This is a genomic window from Caballeronia arvi (genome assembly GCF_001544695.2).
GTDB lineage: Bacteria > Pseudomonadota > Gammaproteobacteria > Burkholderiales > Burkholderiaceae > Caballeronia > Caballeronia arvi.
This window is the reverse complement of sequence record NZ_FCOM02000042.1, coordinates 46,957-72,476: the sequence shown is the minus strand read 5'-3', so window position 1 is coordinate 72,476 and position 25,520 is coordinate 46,957. Positions and strand designations below refer to the sequence as shown.

The following is a 25,520-nucleotide window of genomic DNA, read 5'->3' as shown; positions in this document are numbered from 1 at the left end:
GCCTCGTGAGTTTCGTCGGCAAGCAGTTTCTCCAACCTAAGCGTGACCGGGTGTCCGGTTATGCGGGGGCAAGTCCAGTGGCTCAGTTGCCAGTCGCTCCCGAAGTCGATGGGGGGCGGCGGCGCCAGCGGGACTGAGCTAGCAGTTCGCAGGGAGCCGCACTTTAAATTCCTGGAACCAAAATAGCATCGAACGGTATTCGCCCGAAAGTGTTCGAGCGTAGCTACGGTTCCGAAAGGCTCGGTTGGCCGGAGGTTGACTCTAAACGATGCAACACGAAGGTCGCGTTCGCACCAGGCTTCGCTACGTCCGGCGCGTGATGGCCTCGGGACTCTCGCTCGACGATGACCCATTTCTGGACAGCACCGGCTTCTCGATAAACCCCGTCAGATTTTGCATCGAGCGCGGAATCGATTGGTCGAACGCGGAGGTGATGGCTCAAAAAACGTAGGCGAGACGGGCTTTGGGCACTTCAAGGCCCAGAACGACGTTTTAAGGTTAATGGTGGTAGAGCCGTGGGAATCAGTTAACCTTCCGACGAACCCGCGCTGTCGGACCTAACCCCCTTTGCCCTACAAATGGAAAACGAATTCTTTTTCACCCAGCCAACGCCGGGTGGCTACCGACGTACCCTTGCAAGCCGAACCGCGGCAATCTTGCGAGAAATTGAGTCCAAGTACGGCACCCGCGACGAAGAATACACGCTAGTAGGCGTCGAGTTCGAACCTACCGGCCCCCGAATCTGGTATCCGGGCAGTGGAAAGCACATCGCCATACAACTTTCGACTTCGGCGCAGGACTACTGGTTGCAAGCCGAATATCAGCTTGCCCACGAGTGTGTTCACCTGTTGGCACCGAGTGGCGGCGCAAATGCACCGGTCATGGAAGAAGGACTCGCGACTCTCTTTGCTAATGATTGGCTGCGCCGAGAGCACAACTTTCCTTACACCCCGACTGATGCCCGATACGCCAGCGTGCTGGAAGCTGTAGAACAGCTCCTCAAGCTATACCCGGACGCCATTACTTTGTTGCGGAGCGTTGAGCGAGCGTTCTTCAAAATGAGCGTCGAAACGTTTGACCGAGCGGGCCTTAAAAATGTACTGCCGGACTTACGCGAGCGGCTCGTGACGCCATTCCGCGAGTATATGGTTGCTTGACCCAACAGTGCTCACGGCCGACGAAGGCCGCGGGCGCCCCCAGCTCAATGCTGCAGTCCAATTGGCTTCACCCGCGCCTTGCACCTCTGCGCTATTGACCGTCCGAGCAGTCAGCGCCGCAATTGGACCTTCCGTCCGCGAAAGGACCTCGACCGCCTCGCGCCGCGGCGATTTGCGGCGCCACTTCCTTGAGCAGCCCGGCCAGCCGGCTCGCGAAGTCGTCGATGTCATCAACGCCAGCCCTCGGGTAATAGAGCTCACGTGCTGACACCTTTACTTTGCGCAAGATAGCCTCAGCAGCTTCGTCATCAATGTCAAGTTCAGCGTTCAGCTCGTCGAGAAACCGGTCGTAGCGCTCCTCGATGTGGAACTGGTCCAGCTCGTCGTCCCACTCGGTCGGAAACGAGGGCTCAAGGGTCCGTAAATCCCAGAGGGCAGCCCAGTCTCTGTAGCCGTACATTCGACACAAGAGATTCGTGGCACCCCAGTGGGTGATGCCTTTTGGTGCCAATTGCCGAGCGAAGCTCCTTGGCCTTGTCTTTGAAACAAGGAAAGCTCGGGGGCGAAAAAATTGAGTCCACGGTACACCTCTGCCAACAGTGCCCGCCGTCTTCGCGGGCGTGCTCGAATCGGGCGCGTCGTGATTACTACGCCGAGGGCTGGGAGCCCGCGCCCGGGTTCGCCCTGCGAGCAGCCAGTGCCTCCATGTACTTGGCGTACTCAACGACAGAAGCAGCGTCGGGCGGTCTTGCGCATGCTGCATACGCAGAGCAAGTCGAACAACTTGCGTACTCTGCGAACGGCTCGGAGGACTATGCGGTTCTACGCGAGGTCAACCAGCACGACGAATGCAACGATTTCTACCAAGTCGAAAAGAACCCATACATACGCTTGGCGAGCTCCGCGACACGCTTCCGAAGCTACAACGCCAAGTGACGACTGAACCCTCAAGGCCAGAAACGCAGCTTGCCCGAATCCCGAAACCTTAGTGCGCGTAAAACGTTGATGATTTCAACGCTAAGCAAGCAGTCTCTTCTGCTTAATTTCGGTACTCTCTTTTTTGTTGATAACGACGTATCCGATGTCCTCGTGGTTGTCTAAGGACTCTTGTTTTGGATGGTTGTAATACGAATGCGTTCCGGCCGAGAAGAACGCAATTGAGGAATCTGACACTGGATTGACCACCTGGTCAGCGCTGGCTGCATCGCCGTGATGGGGCACAACCACGGCATCGTATTTTGCGGCGCTGAGCGCTCTCATCTCGCTCCCGCCATCGGTCGGAAAGCGCCTGTACGTGTAGTCACCCGGAAGCAGCGCTATTTTGCCTCGCGTACGACATACCGCGACCAAGCATTCACCGTTCTTGTTCGAGAAGTGGGGCGAGCTTCGAACGACACGCAGATTCGCGCTAGCAACTGTGTCATCAAGCAGCGTAGCGGTCGTAATGGGCGTCACTTTTGCTTTAATGATACTGCTTTTGAATGGCAGACTAGGATAGTTGCCAGGTACGAAAATCTTGTCTACGCGGTCTAGAAACTCCGCATCCCAATCGAGTAGTCTCCAGTGGTCGACATCAAAGTGAGAAAGAACCATCGACAACGGGCTAAGCCGTTTGACCAGTGTCATGAACTCGTTAACGAAACTCTTTTGGTTATATATCTTCCGAATAACCGGGGTTCCGGCTCCGGCGTCCAGAACGAAGCCCGACTTTCCATTGTGAAACACCGAACACATCCCTTGGCCAACATGGAACGCGTCAAGTACATAGTGCGATGACGAAGGAGTATGATGCGGTCGAACAGCCGGAACTGTATGCGAGCGAGGAATTGCCCTTCCATCAATGGGAACAACTCTTTGAATTTCGAGAAATGTCGGAGCCGACCCCAGAAACAACGGATAGGCGTAAGCTTGACCGTCGTCTGCGCTTACGTCTGAACGATATGACACCTCAAGCCATTCGGGTTCGGAGTCACGAAACCGGTCGCGAGTCAGATATATGTCGTTCAGCTTCAGCACCTCCCACGCCGGCCATTCGATATCCATGATGAAGACGTCGAAGGTTGAGTTCGTTGAATTCTCTTCAAGGCTCTGTACAAACTGAGCTTCCGAGATTCCGAATAGACGAACACAACGCCTGTTGTTGTGGTAGTCGGATTCCGCGTCAACTGCTTCCAGCTTGCAGTACATCCTTCCGTCTGGAATCGGATGTTGCTTTCTTTCCTTGACCAGATTTTCTCCCGTCTGCGGTACGCCCCTCGCTATACGCTTGACGTCGACGTTTTCGACGGCCTTTTGCTGCCCGTTATTCATAATTCGGCATCTCGACTTTGATGGCAGGCCCGATGCGCTCGAACGCTTCAGCGGTCGCTCCACCGGCGCTCGGCAATTTATCGTGTAGGTGGCTGTTGCGTCGTAACCGCACCCGGCGTTCCTTCTGGCGCCTTTTCGGACGTAGCACCTTTAGCCGTTTCAATCGCCTTATCGAACAGCCGGTCTTGGCGCGTCGAAAGGTAGTTCGAGTACACGGCGTTGGCAGTGGTGCTCATGAACCCGACACCGGCCAGCCAGCATGCGATGAAAGCGAACGAAAGATACTTGAGCCAAGTCGTCGCTTGCACGTGTACATTTTTGTGAGCTGTAAGTTTGACCAAGCCGCCGACAGCGACTCCCGCACACAGGGCAGCAAGTCCGAAGGCGGTCCAAGCAGGCAAAAAGCGTGACAGCGCCCAGCCGAATGTGGCAGTAACCGCCGTGAATGGCAAGAACATGTGCAGAAGGCAGTACTTACCCACGTGCTTACGTCGTTCGATTTCCGCGGAACGCTTGGCCTCTTGCTCTCGCATTTCTTCGAGCCTCTTCTGCGCTGATTCGAGTTGCACGCGCATCGCGCCAATCTCCGCTGACGCGCGCGAGAGCGAATGCTGGTTTGCGTTCGCGACATGCTGATGTTGGGTCGCAGCGTGCGTCAACGCTTTTTCCTGCGTGGCAATCTTCTCGACAAGAGCGGTTCGTCGCATCCGCTCTTGCCTAAGTTGGGCGCTCAAGACCTCTGCCCGCTCCGCAGTGTCCTTGTGAATTGCAAGCAACTCGTCTCGAACAATCTCGGTTTGTGCCGCCTCGTCAGGGGCTTGGGCAAACCGGGTGCGCAACGCGCTATCGAGCAGCAGCGACTGCAACTCGTCGGCAGTGAAGTCTCCGACGTTCTCGATTCGGGCCAACCTACTGATAATCTCGACGCTGACATTCTCCGTCTCGCGGTCAAATTCAGGAAAGAGCAGCGGCAATCTTAGGCTGCTGAACAGCGCCTCTTCAAATTGCGGAGAACGAGGAGTCCAGAACTGTGCATATTGAACGAAGGTGCTTGGGTCAATACAAACGGGTACCCAGTTAGGTACACGGTTGCTCTTGAATGCATCGAACGCAATCATCCGGCGGTCCAGAGTAACGAACCACTCCTTGGCTTCAAGGGGAGATGCGAGTCCGGGCTCTCGCTGGCTATGTACGCAATGCCAGACATAGACGTCGTGAAAGATGATGTGGTGCGGCTTGCGCTTGTTCTCTGGAATGTTGCGAGCCTCCCACTCTTCCGTGTTGAGGACGTCATCGATGACGGTTTGGTCTTGGCGTCCTACCAAGAGACTCCGGTCAATTACTTCGATGCCGCGACTCTTGAGGACGCTCTTCAGGCCCTTGATATAAGGGGAAAAGTATGCTTCGGCGCTTAGAGGTTCAGGCGACTTTGCCGCTGCCTCCAAGTACTTCGCGCGTATGCCTGAAAGGTTTGCGCGCCGCGCGGCCGTCGCCAAGCTTTTAGGATAAGGCAATCCCCCCATCGAGCTTGCTGCGTTCGACAACACGCGCATCGCTTCCTCGATGGTGTCCGGAAAAACGAAGAGCTTAACCTTGACCGGAGCTGCTGGGTCTTGATTGAGTGATAGTAAGCCTTCAATACTGTTGTCGGCGTCGCTTTCGCATAACCCTAATACTGAAAAGAGTGTGTTCGTGTCGAGAAACAAGCGAATCGAACTCTGACTTGCGCGTTGTCTGTCGAGAGCCCGAATAGTTCTTTCGTCGAGACCTACGGCAGCGACAAAAAATGAGGCTGCGACGCGCTTGAGTATGAACTGACGGACGTGAGATACGGAGGGGTTGAGAAATTCGACGACGGCCCGCGAGACATCATCATGAACCTCTGCGGGCAGCGCATCGAGAAGCGGCTGCAGGGTTTCGCGCGTGCTGAGTGGTCCAGAGCCCGACAGTAAATTGAGCGTATTCGCACCAGCATTGCGGACCATGGGCTGAAGATACAGGTCAAGAAACTTTTGCCAGATTTCCTGGCCGTCCAGTCCCGGTGCATAAGTGCTTACGCGCGAGACGAAATCAGCCTCCGTTGCGCGTTCTTCTGCCTCGGTCGCTGCGACTGCTCTATTTATGTCTTTGAGTTGAGATTCTGGAACGCGAAAACAGCCTTTCGGCTGTTCAATGACTTCGCGCTTCGCAGCAAGCGCGCTCAAAACGTTCTTCAGCTCGGCACTACCAAAGTCATGTGATGTGCTCGCTGTTATCTCATTCCGTATCTGTTCTTGTCGCATCGATTTCCCGGCGCGAGCTAGCACCGAGAGAACGATTTTTCCGAGGGTCTTTCGTACCCAGCCGCTCTCGTTCAGCTCCACGTAATGGACGAGCGAGACAAGTTCAGTAGTCAGTCTTAGTTGCTGTGTCATTGTTATAAAGCTAGGTCTTCCCCGTTCCATCTGTTCCCCGTTTGCGGTGAAGCATCAGGTGTACGGCTAGATGAGTCTCTTTTTTGTAAGGTGCCTACGTCCGTCCCTAGCGAAGTGCATCTTCGCGTGTCGCTTCCGTGATGTCCGAAGCGAGGTTGTCGACTCGGCAGGCGTCAATCTTCCGTCGCGGCATTAGAGGCCGCCAATGTCGACATCGATTGCAATCTCCGGCACGATGATTTGTTCGATGGGCGTATAGACGTCGGTGTCAACGTCGTCCGCGACTTTCAAGGAAACGACCAGCGCGTACCGCGCCTTTTGCGACCACTGTTTAACTTGTTCCCAGTCCTTCCACCAGCCCCCCACCGCGAAAACGGCCACGTGCGACTTCGACGCCAACTGCGCAGCTGTGCCGGTCCAGACGTCGGAGTGAAGCGAGCCGCGGGAGCGCAACTGCAGGCCATAGCGCCATTGCGCCGAATCGGGGTCCCCGAATCCCGCTTCACCGACCATCCGCTCTGCTTTGTTAATGCGCTTGCGAAACTCGTCGTCGTCCTCGGTAGCGGCCTTCACCGCGAAGCGCAGCGCGTGCGACTGATATCGAAACTTGCTCTGCCAACCGCGGGAGCTTGGGTTGGGTTCGACGAAGTAAGAGAGCGTCACGCGCATTTCGACTTGCGTTTCACCCAGAGCCATAAGCTCATCCTCTGGCCATGGAAGGTCATGCAATTGCATCTGGCCTAGCGTGATGGCTCCCTTAGCCCCCCGAATGTACGGATTGAACTCGTGCTGGATGACGAGCGTCGGTCGATGGGCGGTCGAGTATTCGGCCTGCTCCATACTGACCTTTCCGTAGCCGAACTTACGCAGGAGGTTTTCTCTATCTTCCTTCTTCGGATTAGCAGGTAAGCTGGCCTGCATGGCCGGAGTGTATTCCGCACTATTGACTACGAGGGCGCGGATGGTTTCGGGCCAATAGTCGGGATAGCGCGCGCAGATGTACGCGCAAATGCGAGCAACTTCCGCCGCCGCCGCACTCGTGTCTCCTGTAACCATGAACGGCTCATCAAGCGGGGTGTTCGACGTAGTCAGCAGGCGGAGCGACTCGGGTCCGGTATCGACCATCCCCAAGCCATCGAGCGAGCCGTTGCCACCCTCGGCGACGACGTCAGGTTTGAACGGCCAAGCCGAACCCGTCCAGAGCATCGACGTAGTCGACGAAGGCGACAAGTGCCCATGCGATGCGATGGCTTTGTAGCCCTTATGCTTTTTCGCGTCGATGTCGACAAGATGCGTGCATGCCCCGACTGTCAGCGCGTTCCACGATTGCGCCGGATTCTGAACGGGGCTCAATTCGTTCTTCTTTGGATACTCAATCCATTCCGGCCATTCCACGTTCCCAGCTGAGAGCACGAACAGCCGCGGAATGCGCGGACCGGCTTCAACACCGGCTTTGAGCGTCGGAATATCCCTTGCCGCTCGCCCGAAGGCAAGCTGGTCGATGGATGCAGACCACTCCGATGGATTCCCTTCAAGGTGGCCGACGGACGTAGTCATCATCGCGAAGACTCGAGCGCGCTTCGGATTTGTCACCTCGACGCGACTCACCGAGTCAATTGTGACAGCGCCCCAGAGCTTCGGAGAGTTTACGCCCTTCGGCGGATATATCTTGACCGACTCAAGCCGGTGAGGGAGTTCGACGTACTCTTGCGAGTTCAGCGCTGCGGGCAAATCTCCATAGAGCGCGATGCCGGCCATGCCGCTACCGTGACCCTCCTCATCATGCTTCGGCCACGTCGGATGATAGGTGTGCATGTCCTGCTCGACGAGCGCGAGCTCGAGCAACGGATGACCGTTGTTCACCCCGGTATCAAGAATGCACACGTGCGGCGCTTCGGCGCCTCCGACCGTCGTTCGCTCGACCAGGTCCAAAATCCAGTCCGCCTGCTCCGCCGGCGTGAGTTCGCCGACGAAAAATTCTGCATTCGGCTCGACGTACTTGATTTCCGCAATCATGTCGAGAAGCTCGACTGCTTGCTCGAACGCAGGTCGATTGCCACATGCGGCCACCACAAGGCGCCCAGGAAATTGAACGAAACCGGGCACGACTTCGATGCCCACCTTAGCTGCTTCCGTTGCAAAATCGGTGGCGACGGCAGCGGCATTGCCGGCAGTATGGCGCAGCCAGACCTGTAGCCAGTGACTCTCGTCGTCTTGAGGCGGCTCAGCCGAATCGGTCCAGAGTTCTTCGAACGCAATGCGCCGCAAATTCTCGATTGCATTCACGAGCGACGCGTTCTTAGGCTTCCCCGATTTGCTGTTCTGTTCGATGTACTCGGTGACTCGCTTCACGAACGCAGAAAGCCTACCGTCCGGAACATGGAGCACTGCAACGTCGTGGTCTTCATGCGTGGTGACGGTGAGGAGCTGTATCCCGTCCTTAGCATACTCAATACCGCTGTAGTCGTAGGCGTTAGGCGGTCGGAATTCAATGGCGACGCGGATGCCGCGGCGCTCGGGGAGTCCAAGCTTCGCGCGCTGCTTTTCGAGCTCCTCTATGTCGACGCCGAGTCCCTGAATTTGCTTCAGCAAGCGTTGCCCATGGGCACCACGGTCCGCGCGTTGCGGCGCAGGTTCCCGGATAACATTCAGTGGAGAGCGAAATTTGACCCCGGTCACGTATCCATCGATGGACAGGTGACGTTTAAGCTCGTCTGCCATTCTCTCAAGCTCTTTTCGTCTTATGAGCTTAAGAGTATAGAGGACTTTTTACGGGTTTCTACACGCGAAAGTCGCGCCCGCGAGCGCGTTCTTCCAGATGTCGAGCGACGCTTTCATGGCGGACCGTTCTCTCCCCTTCCATGACCGCATCCTTGAGAGCATCGAGGCAAGCTTTGACGATATCGGCGTGGGATTCGCCTCGTCCGATGCCTGCGAGTCGTTTGAAGTCAATTTCCGGTGAGACGAATGTGCCAAGGCTATTTTTTAAGAGCGCCTCAATTTGTGGTTCGTCCGGGGCATCGTACTGAATCACATCATCAAACCGCCGAAACAATGCCGTGTCCAAATCCTTTCCATGATTCGTAGCCGCAAGCAGAAGACTGTCCGAAGTGTCCTGCTCGATAAGTTGCAGGAACATGTTCAAGGTCCGGCGCATTTCCGCGACGTCATGCTGGCTACCTCGCTGCAGGCCCAGCGAATCGAATTCATCAAAGAAGTACACGCCGCGCGTTGTTTTCAGCGCTTCGAATACGAGGCGAAGCTTAGATGCACTTTCGCCCATGAACTTTGTAATCAGACTGTCAAACCGTGCGGTGAAAAGCGGCAGTCGTAGTTCACCCGCAAGCGCAGCAGCGGTCATTGTTTTACCGGTTCCGGGCGGCCCGACAAGCAGAAGCTTGCGACGAGGGCTCAGGCCGTGCAGACGCAATTGTTCGTGGTGGCGCTGCTCTCGCAGAACCCGTCCAAGTTTCTGCCGAACGCCCTCAGACAGCACCATTTGCTGCAGGTGCTCCTGCGGGTACTGAACCGTCAGCAGCTCAGAGAGCTCTCCCTTCGGTTGAGCGAGGGGAATGGGCCGAGCGGTCGCCTTTCCACGTGCCCCAACCTTCAGTGTCGGCTTACCAACTTTGGCCGCATCCACCAAGTCGCGCAGCTCGGCTGCCAACTTGGTGTGTCCGCGGTGCGCTTCGTCAGCCGCCATCTGCATAGCCACTGCGAAAAAATGCTCGTGGTTGTCACCAGCATATGCACGCAGCAGGGCTTTGAGTTGGTCTGAACGGGCCATTTGAACCTCAAAAAGTCTTGTCTCGAAGTATAGACTTCCGATGACTTAGAAGTTGCTATTATAGCAACTATGTTGCTACTACAGCATTCGAACTTATGTTTCCTCCTCGCAGTCAAGGTGAGCTCCTTAAATGGACCCGCGGTTCGAGTACTCAGGCAGACTTCGCTGCCGCGACCGGCGTGAGCAAATCCGCGCTCTCCCGTTACGAAACGGAACAGCTCGGCGCGCCAACACGGCTAATCAACTACTGCCTAGCCCGTTTAGCAGAAACCGTGAGCGAGCATGACCACGCTGAGAACGGTTTGAAGGGCGCACTCGAGACCGCGAAGCGCACCGTGTCGATGCTCGAAGCTCTCTCTGAGCGATAGGTGTCGCCCCTGGAAGCCCGACGACAGTCTAGTTTTCGAATGAGACGTCTTCCGTCTCAGCCGAAATTTGACGCGGGTTGAGTCGGTTTGGCCCCGCCTGCGCCTGGCTTGGAGATGCTCCTACGAAGGATGGCCACTCAAGTCATGCGCTTGCGCTGTTCTGTTGTCTGCCTGCAAGCAGCGCGGCATACTGAGTGGGCGTGTAGCTCACACGGGAGACGCTGCCATGCCGGTATTAGTCATAGCAAACAGCAAAGGCGGCACCGGTCGCACGACACTTGCAGGCGAAATCTCAGTCGGACTCGGATTTCGACGAGGCGGACGAGTTGTGCTGGCAGACTTGTGTAGGGAACAAACTCTACGCGCATGGTGGGCCGAACGGTCGGACCCAAACCCTCAGATGTTCGATGGGAGCAACGCTCAAGCCTTAAGGCAATGGCTTGCTGGCGATGCAATTAGTGACGGCTCGTGGGTCATTGTGGACACCCCGTCTCATGACCTCGCCGCGACGGCAGCGGCGATTTCACTCGCCGATTTCGTCCTCATTCCCGTCGGCGACACAGCCTTCGAAATGCCGCCGGCAATACGCACGGCAGCTGAATGCGTTCGGTTAGAGAAGAGATTTGCGTTTGTTTTCACGCGGGTCGGGCTGTCGAGAGAAACCGTCTCCTGGCTTCTTCAATTGGTCAAGCACGGCCCGATGCTAGAAGCGTTTATTCGGAATCTGTCCGCGTACGGGCGCCTTGACCGGCCCGGATTGTCTGTGTTCGACGCTGGAGGCGACAAGGAGGCCCGTGAAGACATGCTCCAGGTCGTTGAATGCGTGTTGGACGAGTTTCCGGATGAACGGCGCTTTGCGCGAAAGGGTGCAAGCATCTACGACATCCAGAACTTTCGGCGTTGGGCGGGGCGAGGCGCGCTGACCTCGTAACGCCACCGCGATGGTGAAACCTCTCGAGAGGAGCTGAAAGCCAACGACTTGGACGACGGCACGCGTCGCACGGGTCGTAGTCAAGATTCAGTTCTTCGACTGCCCGCCCCCAGCACCTTTATTGCTTCGCGCGGCCAACAAAAGCGTCTCCAGCTGTCTGGCGTGCTGCACTCGTCGCCGAGAAAGGCCCCCCATCACGCGATGTCCGCTTCTCGCTCTCGCGATGCCTCACCTCCATGTCGGGGCTCGGCACACCCAGAACAATAGACAGCCAGTTCACGCTCGTCGACAACTCCTTAGCGAGCTTAAGGAAAACCGCTCGAACGAAGACCCGGTCTCTACCGCAACCCTATTTTGCGATAGGTAAATTGAAATGAGCACGCTGACTATTGTTGACCTCCGTCATGAGGAAGAACTGTGCTCGACCGCATGCGCCGCCGGCTCCTTTTCCTCACTGCAACTTTCTCGTGCAAGCAGGGCGCTCGTAGTTCCCTTGCGAAGTCTAGAGATACAGTTTCATACTTTACCCGAGCTGCCGATGAGCCTAACGACGGCCCTCGATTGATGGAACCGGCCCGGCGGGATACTGCGAAGAGCCGCACCGTGACCTCGAAAGCGAAAAAACCACGTTAGTCCGGAGGTGCTTTCCCATGCGACACGTCGTGCGCACCGTTGTCGCCAGCCTCATCATCGGCTTGTGGGCGCTGTGCGCGGCGCCGACAGCATCCTCTTTTAATTGGGGTGCGCTTTCCAAGGGAGCTGGGAGTGCCGAGACACGGTACGGCGCTAGGGAACTGGAAAGGCTTCCTGCAAACGGCAAAGGGCTGCTTGAGCGCGAAGCGGAAACCGGGACCCTCAAGCTGTGGGCGCTCGGACGTCCGATTCAACTGGATGACAAACTGCTCAGTACCGACGCGGAGGCGGCGTTCAAATTGGCGCCGGTCAGTCGACGAACTCGATATGTGGAGCCGCGCGACGACGGCAGCTTCCAAGTAGTCACGCGGGATAACGGTGCTTTCCAGGCCCAGACGCTCTTCAACAGGGACTTGGAGGAATGGCTGGCCCAATCGCCCGTGGGGGTCGATGGCTCGCTCACCCTAATTGATGGCCGATTGTTTGCTCAAACTAAGACGGTAGTACCAGAAGGTTCGGCCTGGCTCATTAACGACAAGCGGCTGGCTTATCTGACCAAGGAGGCCGACGGTGCGCTGTCGGTCGAGATGCGCTCCGGCCTGCGCATTCCCGTGGAGAGCCAAATCGACGACCTGGTCGCGGTCGAGCAGATGTTGCAAGGTTCGATGAGCGCTGGGGACGTAGTGTACGTGGCCGCCTTTGGCCGACGCGACAGCGGGCGCATTCGAGAAATCAGCCGCGCCACGCAGGACAAAGCTTTGCCCATCAACAATTTTCTGGACAAAAGCGGTGAGCTAAAGTTTGGCAAAGTGAGCAACAAGACCGTCGTCGTGGTCGGACACATCGACGAGGCAGAGTATTTGCTGCGCGGCACCGGCAAAGAAGCTGACGTGCGCGTTTCGATGGCCAAACTAAAAGCCGCAGCGACGCTCAACGGCAATAAGCTAATCACCTTGGGCTGTTCCAGTTTTTGTGCCAGCGGCGCATCGGGCTACAAAAACACGGTCTACAACCCCGACGTAGCGCAGAGTCTCGGCACCGCATCACGGAAGACCGAGTTAGGACAATTTCTCAGCGCGCTGGCGACGAAAGATTCTCCTTTGTACATCAGTGGCGCCGAAATCAAAGGGTTGTTGCACACCCTTAAAATCTCGCCGAAAGCGCGCCCGAAAGACGCGCCCATTACTACTGAGCGCCCGCGCGAAGTAGCGCGTGTCACCCGAAAAACGCCGCAGCGCGAATCACGCCCGCCCGGCGGCATAACGGAGGTCGAGGTCTCTTCGCGTGAAGCTTTTGCCCCACGCCCGAGGTCTCTGACGACGAAGACTGCAATGGCCCTGCTAGAGCGGAAGGGCCTGCACGGTGCCGTCGTCGCGCTCGAGACCGCCTTTCCAGCGGCGAAGACGGACGAGCCGCAAAAACGCAGGCCGGTGAACGACGGTGCCCCCTGGCGCCCAATTGCTGTATTTCTCGGCGTCGTGTTGTTCAATCTGTTTGGGCTGGGGGCAATGTGGTGGATGAAACAGCGGCAGAACGACTACTGACGCGGTCTGTTGTCGAAGCGCAAAATCAAATGGAACGGCAGCATAGGGGGAACACAGTGAGCGAACACGACCAAGAGTTGGTGGTGGATGCCTTGTTCGACGTCTTGCACGCGCACGCCCGAGAGGAACTGACTCGGCTGGCGGCTCGGCATCCCATCATTGCGGCGCTCGAGTCTAAGGTCGGCGCGCTCGGGGGCGATGAGGCGATGCACATGCAACCCGCCAATATTCCCGGTCTGCTTGAATTGGCCAGAGCATCGCTGCGCATTATTCCTGCTCGAACCGAGCAGCTCAACCTGCGCATTTTGAAGCGATTGACCGTCATCCGCTATGTGTCGTTCGGGGGCAGCGTCGCTGCCAGCCTGGGCAGCGCCGGCGTAATTCCCGCGCTATTGAAGGACAGTCCGCGGCTGGCGCTTGTCTCCGCCATATTCGCGTTCCTTGCTGGCCTGTCCGCCAGCGTGGCGAACTTCCTGGAATTGCCAACAAAAAGCAATAAGCGCACGCATGCCGAGCTGCGCGCGGAGCTGATTTCCATCGGTGTCGATGCCCATACTCTGAGCGGGACGCTCGATATCTTCCGGACAATGGGCAGCGGCAAGGCCGACGAGGCGCGGACGATTGCCGAGAAAGCCAATGAAATTGCCGCCCGGCTGCGCGCCATCGACCTCGAAGTTGGGATGTCGGATTAAGTTACAACGCTTGCGTGCGTTCCACTCGTAGCTCCGCTTTGCGGCGTGGTCTGCGAGCAGCGCGTCGACTCGTACCTTCACGACACCAGCAATTTCTGCTTCAACCGGTGGCACGCCGTTCGCGTCAACGTTGCCAACAAACGTCGGAACGCGGCATTCGGTAGCGGCCGACGCCGGCAGCGGCGCCGCCACGGACTTCATTATGCCCGGCTGATTACTGCGCACCACCGTTCGCTCCGTTGGCGCCGCGCGTTTCTTAGCCAGCTTGTGTTGGGTTTAAACGTTCGACGGCGCCCAACTCCGCAATTGTCGTTGCGCATGGAACGCGATGCCGTCCGGCCGGTGCATCGCAAACCGTATAAGCCGGCTCTCTACCGGTTGAATGGACGACTCTCATGAAATCAAAAACACGAAGCATTCTCGGAAGGTCGAACTGACGTCAAGGCTGTTCGAGCTTTTGGAGATTTTGCTGACAGATGCGGCGATTGATGTCGAGGTCGTAGCGCGCGAGCTTGGGCTCAAGGATGAGATGCGCGAGCGGCTCAGGCGGGCGCTCGACCGGCTTTGGTGTGCGCGGGGTGTTGTGGAAGCAATGCGGGAGGGGCAAGGTCCGGACGAGGCAGAGGGCCGAAACGACCGCGAACGTCCCAATGATGGCGCCGACCCTCGCCTAACGATGTTGGAACGTGTTCGCAGTGAGCTGGAATTGCTCGCAGAGGGATGGCCACTGGGCTACCCCGATGGGGCAGTCGAGTGGCGCATTCTCGATAATTTGGAGGGCTCGCCGCCCTCGGAGTTGCGCAACCCTAGTCCAGAAGCTTTGAAATCACCCCCTCACGAATAGTGTCCCTCAAGGGCGCAGGGGGCGGTTTTTTCTGGAATCAGGAGGGGGTAAAAAGGGGGCTTTTTCTTCAAAGTGCACCACACCGAATGAAAGTGTCCCCAGCCTTGCCCCGTAAGGGTTTGCTGGCAGAATCACCCCCCCTGAGGGACGCTTTTAGCTAAGGGGTGAAGGACGCTTTCATTCTTTGCGGACATATAGCGTCAAACCCGCCGCGAACAGTTACTCCACCGTCACCGACTTCGCCAGATTCCGCGGCTTATCGACGTCCGTCCCGCGCGCACACGCCGTGTGATACGCAAGCAACTGCAGCGGCACGACATGCAGAATCGGCGACAGCGCCCCATAGTGCTCCGGCATGCGGATCACATGAATGCCGTCTTCGCTGACGATGCGCGTATCCGCATCGGCGAACACATACAGCTCGCCGCCGCGCGCCCGCACCTCCTGCATGTTCGACTTCAGCTTCTCGAGCAGCGTGTCGTTCGGCGCGACGGTCACGACCGGCATCGCTTCCGTCACGAGCGCGAGCGGGCCGTGCTTCAGTTCGCCCGCCGGATACGCCTCGGCGTGGATGTACGAAATTTCCTTCAGCTTCAGCGCGCCTTCGAGCGCGATCGGATAGTGCAGGCCGCGGCCGAGGAACAGCGCGTTTTCCTTGCGCGCGAACTCCTCCGACCACGCGATGATCTGCGGCTCCAGCGCGAGCACGCTGTTCAGCGCAGCCGGCAAGTGCCGCAACTGCGTGAAGTACGCGGCTTCCTGCTTCGCATTCACATGTCCGCGCATCTTCGCGAGCGTCACCGCGAGCACGAACAGGCCGACGAGCTGCGTCGTGAACGCCTTCGTTGATGCCACGCCGATCTCCGTGCCCGCATGCGTCAGGAACGCGAACTCGGTCTGGCGCACCATCGCGCTCGTCGCGACGTTGCATACCGCGAGCGTGTGCTTGTGGCGGAGCGATTGCGCGTGCTTCAGCGCCGCGAGCGTGTCGGCGGTTTCGCCCGACTGCGAGATCGTGACGACCAGCGCCTTCGGATTCGGCACCGACTCGCGATAGCGATACTCACTCGCGATCTCGACCTGCGTCGGAATCTTCGCGATCGATTCAAGCCAGTACTTCGCCGTCAGGCCCGAGTAATAGCTCGTGCCGCACGCGAGAATCAGAATGCTGTCGACGTTCGCGAACGCATCGTGCGCGTTGTCGCCGAAAAGGCTCGGATCGAACTGATCGGCTTGCGGGATCGTGTCGGTGATCGCGCGCGGCTGCTCGAAGATTTCCTTCTGCATGAAGTGGCGATACGGTCCGAGTTCGACCGCGCCGCCGTATGCCGTCACCACGCGCACTTCGCGCTCGGCGGGCAGGCCTTCGCGATCGACGATCTTCACGCCGTCCAGCGCGATCTCGACGACGTCGCCTTCTTCGAGGAACGCGAAGCGGTCGGTGCTGCCCGCGAGCGCGAGCGCATCGGATGCGAGGAAGTTTTCGCCCTCGCCCACACCGACGACGAGCGGCGAGCCCTGACGCGCGCCCACCACCGTATGCGGCTGATTGCGATGCATCACCGCGATCGCATACGCGCCGTGCAACTGCTTGACCGCCTCGCGCACGGTCTGGAACAGGTCGCCGCGATACATGCTGTGGATCAGATGCGCGATGACTTCGGTGTCCGTCTGCGACACGAACTCATAGCCCTTGCCCTTGAGCATCTCGCGCAGCGACTCGTAGTTCTCGATGATGCCGTTATGCACGAGCGCGACGGTATCGCGCGAGAAGATCGGGTGCGCGTTGTCGGTGACAGGCGCACCGTGCGTCGCCCAGCGCGTATGCGCGATGCCCGTCATGCCGCCGAGATTCGAATCGCGCACTTGCGCGTCGAGATCGGACACGCGCGCGACACTGCGCGCGCGGCGCGGCTCGCCGTTGCTCAGAACGGCCACGCCGCACGAGTCGTAGCCGCGATACTCGAGGCGGCGCAGACCTTCGACCAGCACCGGGACGATGTTACGTTGCGCTACCGCGCCGACAATTCCGCACATGGCCTTTATCCTTTGATACTTGCATTCAAAAGCGCGGTGCACGAAGCGCCGCGCGCGCTGGGCTGAATCTTCACGACAGCCTTACGACTTCTTTTTCACCGGGCGCTTGTAGCCCGCCTTGCTCACCTGGCTCTTCTCGTTGAGCACCAGTTCGCCTTCCGCGACATCCTTCCAGACAGTCGTGCCCGCCGCGATCGTCACGCCGCGCCCGACACGCACCGGCGCCACGAGCTGCGTATCCGAGCCGATGAACACGTCATCTTCGATCACCGTGCGATGCTTGTTCGCGCCGTCGTAGTTGCAGGTGATGGTGCCCGCGCCCACGTTCACGCGCGCGCCGATATCCGAATCGCCGATATACGTGAGATGGTTCGCCTTCGAGCCATGTCCGAGCACCGCGTTCTTCACTTCGACGAAGTTGCCGACGTGCGCTTCATCGGAAAGCTTCGCGCCCGGACGCAGCCGCGCATACGGGCCGAGCACGACGTTCGCGCCCGCCGATGCACCTTCGATATGCGTGTACGCATCAATCCGCGTGCCCGCGCCGATCGTGGCGTCGCGGATCACGCAGTTCGGGCCGACCGTCACGTTGTCGGCGAGCGTCACGCGCCCTTCGAACACGCAGTTCACGTCGATCGACACGTCCGCGCCGCACTCGAGCGTGCCGCGCACGTCGATACGCGCCGGGTCCATCAGCGTGACGCCCGCTTCGAGCAGCGCGTTCGCAACGTTGCGTTGATGGATGCGCTCCAGTTCCGCGAGCTGGATCTTGCTGTTCACGCCGAGCGTTTCCCATTCGGCGTCCGGCTGCGCGGTGACGACTTCGACGCCCGAATCGATGGCGCGCTCGACCACGTCGGTCAGATAGAACTCGCCTTGCGCGTTGTCGTTCTTCAGCGACGCGAGCCACGTTTCGAGCGTGCGCGTCGGCGTGATCACGATGCCGGTGTTGATTTCCGCGATGCGCCGTTCTTCCTCGCTCGCGTCCTTCTGCTCGACGATCTTCTTCACCTTCCCCGCGGCGTCGCGCACGATGCGCCCGTAGCCGGCCGGATCATCCACCGTCACCGTCAGCACGCCGTAACGCTCTGCGCCCGCGGCGTCGATCAGGCGTTTCAGCGAGCTCGCGCGCGTGAGCGGCACGTCGCCGTACAGCACGAGCGTGGGAACCGATGGATCGAGAAGCGGCAGCGCCTGCTGCACGGCGTGGCCCGTGCCGAGCTGCTTGTCCTGCAGCGCGAACTGCACGTCCGGCGCGCCGACCATCTCGCGGACCTTGTCCGCGCCATGCCCGACGACGACGACAAGCCGCGTCGGCGACAGCGTCCGCGCGGTATCAATGACGTGCGCGAGCAACGGCCTGCCCGCCAGTGGATGAAGTACTTTCGGCAGGGCGGAGCGCATGCGCTTGCCCATGCCGGCAGCCAGAATCACGATGTTCATCGCTGGAAGCCTTGCTGGTATGACGAGCCGCCAATATAACAAGCGGCCCCGTGACGCAGTGCGGCGTAAACCACGCTGCGCCTTATTGAATAAAGGTTACAGATCGTCGAACTGCACAATTGAAACCGCGCCGGTCGATCCTGACGGTTCGCTTGCACACGGTTCCTCGTCGAAGGCAATATCGCCTTGCGGGTCGGCAACGCCCGTCGCGCGTAGCTCGCCGAACGGGAACAGCTTGCTGTCCATCAGATGCGAGGGCACCACGTTCGAGAGCGCGTTGAACATGTTCTCGATGCGTCCCGGAAAGCGCTTGTCCCATTCGCGGATCAGCGCCTTCATTTCCGCGCGCTTCAGGTTCGGCTGGCTGCCGCACAGATTGCACGGAATGATCGGGAATTCGCGCAGTTCGGCGTATTTTTCCAGATCCGTTTCCTTCACGTAGGCAAGCGGACGGATTACGACATTTTTGCCGTCGTCGGATTGCAGCTTGGGCGGCATGCCCTTCAGCTTGCCGCCGTAGAACATGTTGAGCAAGAGCGTCTGGAGGATGTCGTCCCGATGATGCCCGAGCGCGATCTTGGTCGCGCCGAGCTCGCCCGCCACGCGATAGAGAATGCCGCGGCGCAGGCGCGAGCACAGCGAACACGTGGTCTTGCCTTCGGGTACGAGCCGCTTGACGATGCTATACGTGTCCTGATTCTCGATGTGGAACGGAATATCCAGCTTGGCTAAATACTCCGGGAGCACGTGCTCCGGGAAGCCCGGCTGCTTCTGGTCGAGATTCACCGCGACGATCTCGAAGTCGATCGGCGCGCGCTCGCGCAGGCGCATCAGGACGTCGAGCATCGCATAGCTGTCTTTGCCGCCCGACAGGCACACCATGACCTTGTCGCCGTGCTCGATCATGTTGAAGTCGCCGATCGCCTCGCCGACCTGCCGCGCGATGCGCTTGAACAGCTTGTTGTTCTCGTACGCTTCCTTCTGCTGGCGCCGGGTCAACGCTTCGCGCACGGGCTTTTCGTCCGCCACGGTTTCGACTGCGTCACGCGCGTTCATGCTCGTTCCTCTTTGATGCGAAAGACTTCGACGCCCACCGCGTCGCAGTCGGGATAGACGTCGGGCTTTTCCGTCGATACGGCCACCGCGCGCACGTTCGGATGCGCGAGCAAGGCGGCGGCGACGTCGTCGCACAGCGTTTCCTGCAAGTGAATGTGGCCCTGCTTCACGCGCGTGGCGATGGTCGAGCGCATGAAGTCGTAATCGACGACTTCGGACAACTTGTCTTCGACGGGCGTCGACAGCGCGAGCGGCACGAACAACTCGACGTTGATGACGACGCGTTGCTCGCCGCGCTTCTCGAAGTCATGCACACCGATGTTGATGCGCACTTCGTAGTTGCGCAGAAAAAGCCTCCGGCAATCGGTCAGCCGGGGATGCGAGAGTGCGGCAAGCATGTGGGTTCCAATATTCAATAACGCATTTCAGGGCTTCTGCGCGCCGGTCATGTACATCACGTCGCGCGGGCTCGGCACGAGGTGCTGTCCTCCGTCGACGACGAGCGTCGTGCCGGTCACACCGTGCGCGTTCGCGAGATAGCACGCGGCCTGCGCGACGTCATCGACCGTCGATGCGCGGTTGAGCGGCGTCACACGATGCGCCGACTCGAACGACGCGGGCGTCTGTCCGGCGGAAATCAGCGTCAAACCGGGCGCGAGGCCGGCGATGCGCAACTTCGGCCCGAGCGCCTGCGCGAGCGCGACGGTAGCGTTGTCGAGCGCGGCCTTCGTCAGCGTGTACGACAGGTAATCCGGATTCATGTTGTACAGCTTCTGGTCGAGCACGTTGATGACGACGCCGCGCAGCGCGCGGTCTTCGGCGGCGGCATCGGGCGTGATCGCGTGCAGCATGCGCGCGAGCGTGAGCGGCGCGGCGACGTTGACGGCGGTCATTTCCAGCAGCTTCGCGTAGCCGAAGTCGATGGCCGTGTCTTCGTCGAAGCGCGACGCGCAATTCACGATGCAGTTCAGTCCGCCGAAGGCCTCGACGCACGCGGGCACGAGCCGCTCGACTTCCGTTTCGATGGCGAGATCCGCCTTCAGCGCGGCCGCGCGCTGCCCGAGCGCTTCGATATCCGCGACGGTGGCGTGCGCCTCGCGCTCCGATTCGCCGTAGTGCACGGCCACGTCCCAGCCTTGCCGCGCGAATTCCAGCGCGACGCCGCGCCCGATGCGCTTCGCCGCGCCCGTCACCAGCACGGCGCGGGAACGCGCAACGGAGGCGGAAGACGGCGAGTTGACGGAAGAAAACGGCGTGGAAGCGCTCATTTACAATACTGGGATGAATCCGAATGCCAGACAAACCGATAGTTTACCTGCTCCCGGCCCCGACGCGCTCGCGCAGTCCGAAGCGCTTTCCGACCTGATTCGGGAGCGCATCGCCGCGGCGGGCGGCTGGCTGCCTTTCGACCGCTATATGGACCTCGCGTTATATTCGCCTGGCCTTGGCTATTACAGCGGCGGAGCGATGAAATTCGGCCGCCGCGCCGAAGACGGCAGCGACTTCGTCACCGCGCCGGAACTGTCCCCGCTTTTCGCGAAAACGCTCGCGCGGCCGGTCGCGCAGGCTTTGCAGCAAAGCGGCACGCGGCGGCTGATGGAATTCGGCGCTGGCACGGGCAGGCTCGCCGCGGGCCTTCTGACCGCGCTCGCTGAACTCGACGTGGCTTTCGACAGCTATGCGATCGTCGATCTTTCCGGCGAGTTGCGTGAGCGACAGCGCGAAACCATCGAGAAGCACGCGCCATTGCTCGCCGCGAAGGTGACATGGCTGGACGCGCTGCCCGATGCGTTCGAAGGCGTGGTGATCGGCAACGAAGTGCTCGACGCGATGCCCGTGCGCCTCGTCGTTCGCAAGCTCGGCGCGTGGCATGAGCGCGGGGTCGTCGTGTTGAACGACCGTTTTGCCTTCGATGACCGGCTGATCGCGCCGGATGCTCAGGCGGAGCTGATCGATGCCGCCATCGACGAAGCCAGCGACGAGCCGTTCGCGGAGTACATCACCGAGACGCACGAGGCTGCGCTTGCGTTTACGAGAACGGTCTGCACGATGCTCAAGCGCGGTGCAGCGTTTTTCATCGACTATGGTTTTCCGCGACGCGAGTTCTATCACGCGCAGCGCGCAGCCGGGACGCTGATGTGTCATTACCGGCATCGTGCGCACGCGGACCCGTTTTTGTATCCGGGCTTGCAGGACATCACCGCGCACGTCGAGTTCACGGGCATCGCGGAAGCGGGCGTGGAGACCGGCGCGGATTTGCTCGGCTTTACATCGCAGGCGCGTTTTCTGATGAACGCGGGGATCACCGATGTTTTGAGCGATCTCGATCCCGCCGATGTGAAGCGTTTCTTGCCTGCTGCAAATGCGGTTCAGAAGCTGCTTTCCGAGGCCGAGATGGGCGAGCTTTTCAAGGTGATCGCGTTTTCGCGAGGCATTCCCGGCATGCTCGACGCGTTCGCCGCGGGCGACCGTTCTCACACACTATGAGTCCGCGATCATGATCCGTTGGCTGCTCACGACGTTCATCGCGCTCGCGATTCTTTCTGGCTCGCTGCCGTGGCTCAGGAAGTTCGGCATCGGGCGGCTGCCGGGGGATTTCACGCTGCGGATCTTCGGGAAGGAATATTCGTTTCCTTTCATGTCGACGTTGTTGTTGTCGATATTGCTTTCTTTGATTGCGCGGGCGCTTTGAGGTTTGGGGCTTGGGGCTTGGGTTTGTTGCCGGATCCCGGATTTCGCGTCGGTTTATTAGCACTGCCCCTCCCCGGGGCGGGGGTAACTTTCTTTGCTGCTGCAAAGAAAGTCACCAAAGAAAGCAGCTTTTCCCATCCAAAGTGCCTCACACCGGCCGCGGCACAGGCGATTGGCTGAATGGACCCCGGAGTAGCGAGTGCCCTCAAAGGCCGAACGCGGCTTGGACCGCGCACGGTCTGACACCTCGCACCGCACTACTAACTGGTGCAGCCCTTTCAAGCTCCAGCCCGCTTCGCGGCCGACGGGTCAATCGGCTTTGCGCGCGCTTCTTTGCTAACGCTTCGATCGCACCGCACGCGCAACACGTGGGTTTCCCTTGCAAACCCGGCGGCAGCGCGTAGCGCTGTGCCGATGCTATTTCGTGCTGAACCAGCGCGCTCAAAGTTATGGTTTGTCAGACCGTGCGCGATCCAAGCCCGGTGAGTTTTGTGGGGCACTCGCTACTCTGGGGGCCATGCAACCAATCGCCTGTGCCGCGGCCGTTGTGAAGTGCTTAGGCTGGGGATAGCTGCTTTCTTTGGTTACTTTCTTTGCAGCAGCAAAGAAAGTGACTGCCGCCCCGCATAGGGGCAATGCTAATAAACCAACACGAATACGGGATCCGGCGAAGCAAAGAAAAAGCAAAATCAAACACCGAGAGCAGCGCTAACCGCCGCAACGCGAGCACCATGCACGGCATCCTTGATCCTGGAAGGATCATCGGCAAACTGTTGCGCCACAGCCCCCGCATCAACAGCCCGCGCGGCAACCAACGCCTCCCGCAACCGCTCCGCCTGCGGATAAGGCTGAAGCTCCAACCCAAGCCGCCCGCGAGCGTCGGCAAGACAGGCTTGCAACGCCTCAGCAAACCGCGCCGGTTTCCGCAACGCATCGGAGCGTTCAAAAAGCCGCACAAGGGCCGCCGCGCCCATATCCATCACGCGATGAATATTGCCGTGCTCCCGCGCGACGAGCATCGCCAGATCGCGGCATTCGTTCGGCACACGCAAGCGCTCGCACAGCGGCCGCAACAAATCGACACTGCGCCCTTCATGGCCAATGTGACGCGGCAAGATATCCTCGGGCGTCGTCGCCTTGCCGAGATCGTGCGTCAGCGCCGCAAAGCGCACCGGCAACGCAAAGCCCTGCGACGCAGCGTAGTCCAGCACCATCATCACGTGCACGCCGGTATCGACTTCCGGGTGATAGTCGGCGCGCTGCGGTACGCCCCACAACGCATCGACCTCGGGAAGAATGCGCACGAGCGCACCGCTGCCACGCAACACCGCGAACATGCGCGACGGCTTCTTCTCCATCAATCCGCGCGACACTTCCTGCCATACGCGCTCGGGAACGAGCGCATCGACTTCGCCGGCCGCGACCATCTTCTTCATCAGCTCCGCGGTTTCCGGCGCGACATCGAAATCGGCGAAACGAGCCGCGAATCGCGCGATGCGCAGTATGCGCACCGGATCTTCGACGAAGGCCTCGCCCACATGCCTGAACAGCTTGTTCTTCAGGTCGCTTCGCCCGTCGAAGGGATCGATCACCGGGCCGGTGAGCTCGCCCGCCGGCGTCACTTCGCGCGCCATCGCGTTGACCGTGAGATCGCGCCGCGCCAGATCTTCCTCGAGCGTGACATCCGGCGAATAGTAAAACTGGAAGCCGTGATAGCCCGCTGCCGTCTTGCGCTCGGTGCGCGCGAGCGCGTATTCCTCATGCGTCTCGGGATGCAGGAACACCGGAAAATCCTTGCCGACCGGGCGATAACCCTGCGCCACCATCTGCTCCGGCGTCGCGCCCACGACGACGTAATCGCGATCCATCACCGGCACGCCGAGCAGCTCGTCGCGGATCGCGCCGCCGACCGCGTAGATGTTCATCGCGCGGCCTCGCGCGCCCCGTCGATCCACGTCGCGACCGCCGGCAGCGCCGTGATGCGCTTGCCGTATTCGAGCGACGTCGCGCTCAGCTTCGGCGCGTAGGTATTGAAGCGCATGACGACCGGCGCGAACATCGCGTCCGCGATGCAGAATTCGCCGAACAGAAACGGTCCGCCCGATTCCGCGAGGCACTCCGCCCAAATCGCCTCGATGCGCGCAATGTTCGCGAGCGCCTCCGGCGTCGCGCCCGTGCCCGGCGCGTGCGTCGTGATTTCCATCGGCATGTTCTGGCGCAGGTCCGCGAATCCCGCGTGCATTTCCGCGCTGACGCTGCGGGCGCGTGCGCGGGCGGCGGCATCGCGCGGCCACATCGCGTGCTCGGGATGCATCTCGGCAATCGTCTCGGCGATCGCAAGCGATTCCCACACGGCATCGCCCGCATCAGTGACAAGGCACGGCACCTTGCCGGACGGCGAAACTTCGAGAATCTTCGACTTCGTGTCGGGCTGGCCCAGACGGATCAGCGTCTCTTCGAACGGAATGCCGAAATGCGTCAGCAGAATCCACGGACGCATCGACCAGGAAGAATTGAACTTGTCACCGATTACGAGTTTCATGCGATCACAAAAAGAGGATTAACGATGCGCCGTAGCGCGAAAAGCGTTGAAGCGCGAGCGCGACGAATTGCCCGTCAGATACAGCGGCGCAATCGTCTCGATGCTCGCCGGCTCGTCGATGCCCAGTTCCGGCGAAAGCGGCCCGCTCGCGACGCTCGGCGTCTTCATCGAATCGAGATTGTCGCGCGAGATGATCGGTTGGCCGGGCGCCATTTCCATCGTCATCGCCTGCAGGCGGCCGAGGCTTTCCGGCAGCTTGATGATGCGCGAATGCTTGCCGATGGTCGCGCCTGAAAAGCGCACGAGCTCCGCCAGCGTGTACACGCTCGGGCCCGCGAGCTCGTAGACCTGGCGGTTCGCGGCGTCCAGGTCGAGCACGTTGACGATCGCCTTCGCCACGTCGCCTACGAACACGGGCTGGAACTCGGCGTCGGCGCACGCGAGCGGAATCACCGGAAACACGCGCTCCAGAAATGCAAACTGATTGAGCAGATTGTCCTCGGGACCGAACACGACGGAACTGCGGAAGATGGTCCAGTCGAGTCCCGATTCGCGGACGATCTTTTCGCCATCGCCCTTCGAGCGCAGATACATGCTCGGGCCATGTGGATCGGCGCCGATCGCGCTCATGTGCAGCAAACGCCGCACGCCCTTCGCCTCGCACGCGGCTGCGATCTTGCGCGGCAGTTCGACATGCGCCTTCGCGAACTCCGGGCCATACGGATCGTCGCGCCGCCCCTGAAGCACGCCGACGAGATTGATCACCGCATCGCTCTGATCGATGAACGCGGCGAGTTTGACGGGATCGTGAACATCGGTTTCGATGACATCGACGGGCAGCAGCGTGAGATGCGCCGCGTTGACGCGCCGCCGCGTCGCGATGCGCACGGTCTTGCCGAGATCGACGAGCGCATTGACGAGATGGCTGCCGATGAAACCCGAACCGCCGATGAGCGCTACATGTTGGTGTCGCATAGTTCGCCTCTTGGTCGCGGCCTGAAGAATGCGGCTCGGTTCAGAGCGGCGGGCCTCAAAATGAAAACGCCCGCGCGTCCTGTCATGCGACGCGCG

General features: G+C 59.9%; 21 protein-coding genes. 8 read left to right on the top strand and 13 right to left on the bottom strand.

From position 1 onward, the window contains the following. Positions 1-578: 578 nt before the first annotated feature. On the top strand, positions 579-1,157 hold the full coding sequence (locus AWB74_RS31660) for a hypothetical protein (protein ID WP_061150563.1): 579 nt from the start codon (positions 579-581) through the stop codon (positions 1,155-1,157). Positions 1,158-1,248: 91 nt separating this feature from the next. On the opposite strand, the gene AWB74_RS31655 is transcribed toward AWB74_RS31660, so the two are convergent. The 5 genes from AWB74_RS31655 to AWB74_RS31630 all read right to left on the bottom strand — a co-directional run bounded on the left by AWB74_RS31655 (position 1,249) and on the right by AWB74_RS31630 (position 9,668). Continuing rightward, on the bottom strand, positions 1,249-1,617 hold the full coding sequence (locus tag AWB74_RS31655; RefSeq protein ID WP_061150562.1) for a hypothetical protein: 369 nt from the start codon (positions 1,615-1,617) through the stop codon (positions 1,249-1,251). A gap of 557 nt (positions 1,618-2,174) precedes the next feature. Continuing rightward, positions 2,175-3,467: a ComEC/Rec2 family competence protein gene (locus AWB74_RS31645; RefSeq protein ID WP_061150560.1), complete on the bottom strand. Its 1,293-nt coding sequence runs from the start codon at positions 3,465-3,467 to the stop codon at positions 2,175-2,177. Positions 3,468-3,544: 77 nt separating this feature from the next. Then, positions 3,545-5,881 carry a hypothetical protein gene (locus AWB74_RS31640; protein ID WP_061150559.1) on the bottom strand — a complete coding sequence of 779 codons (2,337 nt, stop codon included), beginning with the start codon at positions 5,879-5,881 and terminating at the stop codon, positions 3,545-3,547. 192 nt (positions 5,882-6,073) lie between these two features. Next, positions 6,074-8,602, bottom strand: coding sequence for a S8 family peptidase (locus tag AWB74_RS31635; RefSeq protein ID WP_061150558.1), 2,529 nt, complete (start codon positions 8,600-8,602; stop codon positions 6,074-6,076). A gap of 58 nt (positions 8,603-8,660) precedes the next feature. Further along, a complete protein-coding gene (locus AWB74_RS31630; RefSeq protein ID WP_061150557.1) occupies positions 8,661-9,668 on the bottom strand; it encodes an AAA family ATPase in 1,008 nt (335 codons plus the stop codon). A gap of 95 nt (positions 9,669-9,763) precedes the next feature. On the opposite strand from AWB74_RS31630, the gene AWB74_RS31625 reads away from it, so the two are divergent. The 5 genes from AWB74_RS31625 to AWB74_RS31605 all read left to right on the top strand — a co-directional run bounded on the left by AWB74_RS31625 (position 9,764) and on the right by AWB74_RS31605 (position 14,680). Continuing rightward, on the top strand, positions 9,764-10,036 hold the full coding sequence (locus tag AWB74_RS31625; RefSeq protein WP_061150556.1) for a helix-turn-helix domain-containing protein: 273 nt from the start codon (positions 9,764-9,766) through the stop codon (positions 10,034-10,036). A 226-nt stretch (positions 10,037-10,262) separates the two neighbouring features. Next, on the top strand, positions 10,263-10,967 hold the full coding sequence (locus AWB74_RS31620) for a ParA family protein (protein WP_143749356.1): 705 nt from the start codon (positions 10,263-10,265) through the stop codon (positions 10,965-10,967). 650 nt (positions 10,968-11,617) lie between these two features. Then, positions 11,618-13,144 (top strand): hypothetical protein, encoded by a 1,527-nt coding sequence (locus AWB74_RS31615; RefSeq protein ID WP_061150554.1) that lies wholly within the window; start codon positions 11,618-11,620, stop codon positions 13,142-13,144. Positions 13,145-13,200: 56 nt separating this feature from the next. Next, positions 13,201-13,836, top strand: coding sequence for a hypothetical protein (locus tag AWB74_RS31610; RefSeq protein ID WP_143749355.1), 636 nt, complete (start codon positions 13,201-13,203; stop codon positions 13,834-13,836). A gap of 382 nt (positions 13,837-14,218) precedes the next feature. Beyond that, on the top strand, positions 14,219-14,680 hold the full coding sequence (locus tag AWB74_RS31605; RefSeq protein WP_061150552.1) for a hypothetical protein: 462 nt from the start codon (positions 14,219-14,221) through the stop codon (positions 14,678-14,680). A 219-nt stretch (positions 14,681-14,899) separates the two neighbouring features. On the opposite strand, the gene glmS is transcribed toward AWB74_RS31605, so the two are convergent. The 5 genes from glmS to AWB74_RS31580 all read right to left on the bottom strand — a co-directional run bounded on the left by glmS (position 14,900) and on the right by AWB74_RS31580 (position 20,484). Then, on the bottom strand, positions 14,900-16,717 hold the full coding sequence (gene glmS / locus AWB74_RS31600; RefSeq protein WP_061150551.1) for a glutamine--fructose-6-phosphate transaminase (isomerizing): 1,818 nt from the start codon (positions 16,715-16,717) through the stop codon (positions 14,900-14,902). Positions 16,718-16,798: 81 nt separating this feature from the next. Beyond that, positions 16,799-18,160, bottom strand: a complete 1,362-nt coding sequence (gene glmU, locus AWB74_RS31595; RefSeq protein WP_061150550.1) for a bifunctional UDP-N-acetylglucosamine diphosphorylase/glucosamine-1-phosphate N-acetyltransferase GlmU — start codon at positions 18,158-18,160, stop codon at positions 16,799-16,801. Between the two features lie 96 nt (positions 18,161-18,256). Then, on the bottom strand, positions 18,257-19,216 hold the full coding sequence (gene ttcA, locus AWB74_RS31590; RefSeq protein WP_061150549.1) for a tRNA 2-thiocytidine(32) synthetase TtcA: 960 nt from the start codon (positions 19,214-19,216) through the stop codon (positions 18,257-18,259). Then, positions 19,213-19,614 carry a dihydroneopterin aldolase gene (locus AWB74_RS31585; protein ID WP_061150548.1) on the bottom strand — a complete coding sequence of 134 codons (402 nt, stop codon included), beginning with the start codon at positions 19,612-19,614 and terminating at the stop codon, positions 19,213-19,215. The genes ttcA and AWB74_RS31585 overlap by 4 nt, the downstream gene beginning before the upstream one ends. A gap of 27 nt (positions 19,615-19,641) precedes the next feature. Next, a complete protein-coding gene (locus tag AWB74_RS31580; RefSeq protein WP_061150547.1) occupies positions 19,642-20,484 on the bottom strand; it encodes an SDR family oxidoreductase in 843 nt (280 codons plus the stop codon). A gap of 13 nt (positions 20,485-20,497) precedes the next feature. On the opposite strand from AWB74_RS31580, the gene AWB74_RS31575 reads away from it, so the two are divergent. Both AWB74_RS31575 and AWB74_RS31570 read left to right on the top strand, forming a co-directional pair. Continuing rightward, positions 20,498-21,703 carry a class I SAM-dependent methyltransferase gene (locus tag AWB74_RS31575; RefSeq protein WP_061150546.1) on the top strand — a complete coding sequence of 402 codons (1,206 nt, stop codon included), beginning with the start codon at positions 20,498-20,500 and terminating at the stop codon, positions 21,701-21,703. 10 nt (positions 21,704-21,713) lie between these two features. Further along, positions 21,714-21,908, top strand: coding sequence for a DUF2905 domain-containing protein (locus tag AWB74_RS31570; RefSeq protein WP_061150545.1), 195 nt, complete (start codon positions 21,714-21,716; stop codon positions 21,906-21,908). 688 nt (positions 21,909-22,596) lie between these two features. Here AWB74_RS31570 and AWB74_RS31560 read toward each other — a convergent pair. From AWB74_RS31560 to AWB74_RS31550, 3 genes are read right to left on the bottom strand one after another with little or no spacing between them, the layout of a single operon-like run. After that, positions 22,597-23,832, bottom strand: a complete 1,236-nt coding sequence (locus AWB74_RS31560) for a multifunctional CCA addition/repair protein (protein WP_061150544.1) — start codon at positions 23,830-23,832, stop codon at positions 22,597-22,599. Then, positions 23,829-24,449, bottom strand: a complete 621-nt coding sequence (locus AWB74_RS31555) for a glutathione S-transferase family protein (protein ID WP_061150543.1) — start codon at positions 24,447-24,449, stop codon at positions 23,829-23,831. Before AWB74_RS31555 ends, AWB74_RS31560 begins: the two co-directional genes overlap by 4 nt. Positions 24,450-24,467: 18 nt before the next feature. Continuing rightward, on the bottom strand, positions 24,468-25,424 hold the full coding sequence (locus tag AWB74_RS31550) for a complex I NDUFA9 subunit family protein (protein WP_061150542.1): 957 nt from the start codon (positions 25,422-25,424) through the stop codon (positions 24,468-24,470). Positions 25,425-25,520: the final 96 nt, after the last annotated feature.